Source organism: Burkholderia sp. Ac-20384 (genome assembly GCF_017104605.1).
GTDB lineage: Bacteria > Pseudomonadota > Gammaproteobacteria > Burkholderiales > Burkholderiaceae > Burkholderia > Burkholderia lata.
The window spans coordinates 1-3,702 of sequence record NZ_JAAGPE010000522.1 but is presented as its reverse complement, the minus strand read 5'-3'; the positions used below and the strand labels follow the sequence as shown (position 1 = coordinate 3,702).

4 protein-coding genes and 1 pseudogene are annotated in these 3,702 nt (G+C 61.5%); 2 read left to right on the top strand and 3 right to left on the bottom strand.

The window, feature by feature from the left end; translation table 11 throughout:
• Positions 1–107: 107 nt before the first annotated feature.
• From G3O00_RS41025 to G3O00_RS41015, 3 genes are all read right to left on the bottom strand, one after another.
• Positions 108–524 carry a hypothetical protein gene (locus tag G3O00_RS41025; protein ID WP_206146413.1) on the bottom strand — a complete coding sequence of 139 codons (417 nt, stop codon included), beginning with the start codon at positions 522–524 and terminating at the stop codon, positions 108–110.
• Complete coding sequence (locus G3O00_RS41020) at positions 521–1,336, bottom strand: hypothetical protein (RefSeq protein ID WP_206146412.1); 816 nt, start codon at positions 1,334–1,336, stop codon at positions 521–523. Before G3O00_RS41020 ends, G3O00_RS41025 begins: the two co-directional genes overlap by 4 nt.
• 163 nt (positions 1,337–1,499) lie before the next feature.
• Positions 1,500–2,483, bottom strand: coding sequence for a hypothetical protein (locus G3O00_RS41015; protein ID WP_206146411.1), 984 nt, complete (start codon positions 2,481–2,483; stop codon positions 1,500–1,502).
• A gap of 277 nt (positions 2,484–2,760) precedes the next feature.
• On the opposite strand from G3O00_RS41015, the pseudogene G3O00_RS44040 reads away from it, so the two are divergent.
• Positions 2,761–2,921: pseudogene (locus G3O00_RS44040) on the top strand (site-specific integrase); the annotation flags it as partial.
• 251 nt (positions 2,922–3,172) lie between these two features.
• Positions 3,173–3,613 carry a transposase gene (locus tag G3O00_RS41010; protein WP_206146410.1) on the top strand — a complete coding sequence of 147 codons (441 nt, stop codon included), beginning with the start codon at positions 3,173–3,175 and terminating at the stop codon, positions 3,611–3,613.
• Positions 3,614–3,702 lie beyond the last annotated feature (89 nt).

Here is a 3,702-nt window from a genome sequence, read left to right as displayed (position 1 = left end):
ACCGAGCGGCCTCATAGCTCACTCGGCTATCTGACGCCGGTGCAGTTCGCCTTGGCGCACGATGCAAAGCAGCAGTTTTTAACCTTGGACTCTAACTGCAGTCCGGACTAAAACCGGGGGCAGGTCAATCGCGCCACAGCGGCCCTCGTGAGTCGCTTACGATATGACGTGCCCAGATGGCGGCGCAGCGTGAAGTAGTTGCGCCGCCGCGAGTTCAGGTTCTCCACGAGTGAGCTGCTGCGAGGCGTGTGCTGCAGCGCGTCTGACACCGCGGCGAAGACCGTCTGGAACGCGCTGCTCAGCCTCGCGCGCAAGCGCCCGCATCCCTGCCAGTACGCAGGCGAGGTGGACGGCTTGCAATGCAGCAGGCACGTGGCGCGCACGGCCTGTTCGGGCGAACCGGTGCGCCGGGCGACCGCCGCGAGCTTGCCGTCGAGCACGCCGACGAACGCGAGCAGGTCATCGCGCTGGTTCTGCAATGCCACGCGCAGCGTGGCGGATAGGCCGCGCATCGAGATGCTCACGCTCGCGCAACTGGTCGACGACGAAGTCGAACAGCGCTTCGCGCGAGTGCCTGCGCCCGCGCTTCAGCCTCACGTGCCCGGCGCAAGGTCTGGCTGTCACGCCGGGCGCAGCTCCGCCTGCCCGGGCGGGCCACGCGTGCCTCGAGCATCTGGCGTTGCGAGCCCACCGCCACGCGCCTGAGCGTACTGGCGAGCGTCTCGCACTGGCGTTGGATATGGAACACATCGCCATGGCAGGGCGTGTCGCCCCAGACCGCCTGCTGTCCGGCGCGCAGGCCCTGGCCCGCATCGGCGATCGTGTAAGCGGGCGCCAGTCCCTGCTGTGCCGCCTCGAGCAGGTGTACGCCCCAGGTGTCGCCGTCGCGATGGTCCTCCGCGGCCAGCAGATAGCAGTACGTGGACTCGGCATCGACGCCAGCCCGTACCGACCGGCCGCCGTGAAAGATCTCGTCGTGCAGGCCCACGCGGACTCCGGAAAGATCCTGCTGCCGTTTGATCTCGCCGGCCTGCTGCGCGACCCACTGCAACACGTCGTGCATGTGGCCTTCGCTGATCGACAGGCCCTGCAGGTCGCGCACGAACTGCACCACGCCACGATACGAACTGCGGCAGACCAGCGTGAGCGCGAGGATCGCCCGGCGCAGCCAGCGTGGGGTCACGGACAGCGTGCACAGCACCGGTTCGGCTTCCGCGGGCAAGGCCGGCGTGAACGCGACATCCAGCGCAGCGTCCGCCTTGTGCTTCTGCTGGTAGACGAACTTGCGGCTCACGCCGTGCGCATCGGCCAGCGCGCGGATCGTTTGTCCGCCCAAAAAGACACTGATCCCCAGACGCCTGCGCTCACACCCAGGCAGCCTCGCCGCCTCGCCCGTCGACCGTTACATCTGCGCCTCTCCCTGAAAATGAGGAGGCCATTATCGACCATCCGGACCCCGCTACGCCGGTCTGATGTGTAACCCGGGAATGAAGCACGCCTCAAAACAGCTTCGACATAAACCCAAGCGTATTTGCCACCAATTGCGATTCAGGTGTAAAAACTTTTGCGACCTCGCTACGCCGGGCGACATCCGAATTGTCCGATGTGACCCGTTCGGCAGTGCGGCCGTCCGGCACTCTTTTACCTGCGCCCTGATATCCGGTCACTTTGGGACTCGAAAAGCCAGCGCTCTTCAGTTCATTCGCGAATGTCTGCGCTGGCGCGGTGCCCGAGTATGTCCGGGCAGGGGGATTTTCGACGAAACTCGGCCGGTTCTCCGTATCGGCGCTATGGCATGAAGGCATCCGAAATGATTCGAATGCGGGATGCAACCCGTCTTCCTTCAAGCCTTTGGCCACATCCTTTAGAGAAAACGTGGCGTCCCCCGACGCAGTCGAAGACAGCTTATCGCCATTCGCAAATCCGTGTCCCAAGACATAGAGCTTGCTATTGTGTGGATCGAGGTCCTTGATCGGCGAATGCTTCGGCTGGATTATGGGCGTGAGATAGCTGGCGTCCAACTGTGCCTTCCAGGTATCCCGGGCGGCAACGGATTTCGGCCGGATGTTTAGCAACTGGTCTTCCTGAGCGTGTGCGGTTGACAGATCGGCCTGGACTCGCGGGTCCCGCGGGTCCATCTTTTGCAGTGCTGCCTTGTCCTTCCGGACCTGCGACAACAATCCATCGATCCCTTTCACCGCGCCATTGGCTTCCTGGAAGTTGGCGTCGAGCTCTCCCATATGGGCCTCACGCGCCAGAAGCAATTGGTGATAGGTCGTTTCGTCACGGGCGATAACCGGGATCGGCCCGCGCGCACTCGGGTCCCGCGCCTGTTTGAGTATTCGCGGCAAGTTTTGCGACGCGGCCTGGTCGAAGATATCTCCGTCGCCACGAAAGGCGTATGAATAAGCGGTCTGTTTATGGGCCGACGAATCCTTTTGTCCGAACGACGAGAGACCGGACAGCGGACCGGTTAGCGGCAACCTTGCTTTCCCGGGATTCGAAAGGTCTGTCGTCTGTTCACGGACTGATGGGCTGTCCGTGCGTTGAAGGCCGCCGGACCGCACTGTTGGGTTGATTGACCTATACATCCGCCATCTCACACTTTGCTGAGGATAAGCTCAGGGTAGAGCCTCGTCTCTTTAACGTTGCGGCGCACACGAAGAAATGGTGCGCAATGCGAACTTCGTGCGACTAGACAATGTGATCCAGTACGACCATCGGACGACAGTCGAAAAGTGCGCCGCGCCAGCTCGCACTAGATGCCACACCCACGCCACTCATGCGTTGGCACGCGGAGCGGAACTGACAATGGTTCGATAACCATCCGCCAGGCATCGATCGCGACCACCTCGATCTACCTGCGTAGCGGCGAAGTGAAACGTACCAGGCAAATCCGTGACGCATTCGCTGACCGATAAGCCCAGGCGAAACTCGCGTGTTGGCACGATGCTGCCGGGCGAATACGCGATCACTCACTGCGTGGCGGGGTTGCATCTTTACGCCAATCGGCTGCAAACCGTTGCCGCTTATGGCCCGCGCCTTGGATATTCTCTCCGAATCGAGAAAGTCTCACCTTTAGTGTAACCGCGAAATTCTCCGCACATAGCGTGCAAGTCTGAGAAACGTCACGCTTGCGTCCGCAACCTCCACACTTGCGGACGCAACCACGATGACACTTGACACGATTGACCTCGATTTCTCGCCTCTGAAGGTGACGCACGTCGCCCCAAATGGCAAACGATCATTCGATCCAGATGGCAAACGGCGCCTGATCGAGGCGTGCTTGCAACCTGGCGCGTCACTGTCGGGCCTGGCGCTCAAGGCCGGTGTGAACGCAAACCAGTTGCGCAAATGGGTCGAGATGTATCGGAAGGCATGCGTAACCCCTGCGTTTCCGAAGCTCACGGAATCGGAAGCGTCGGCATTCGTTCCCGTGGTGACGGTCGACAACGGTATGCTGGAGACGGTAGAGACGGCGCCGGCGTCTCTGCCGGTGTGTCGAGAGGTACCGCCAGCGGCAGCTACAGCATCGTCGCGAGCCCGGCTGTCTGTACGGCTACCCAGCGGCATCATGACCCTGTCTCGATTCCACGTACAGCAAGAAGTTTGATAACTTTTTGACTGTATGGAGAACAGAATGGCAGAGAACGTGGTGCCGAGAAGGCAATACACGCAGGAATTCAAGGTGGAGGCGGTGCG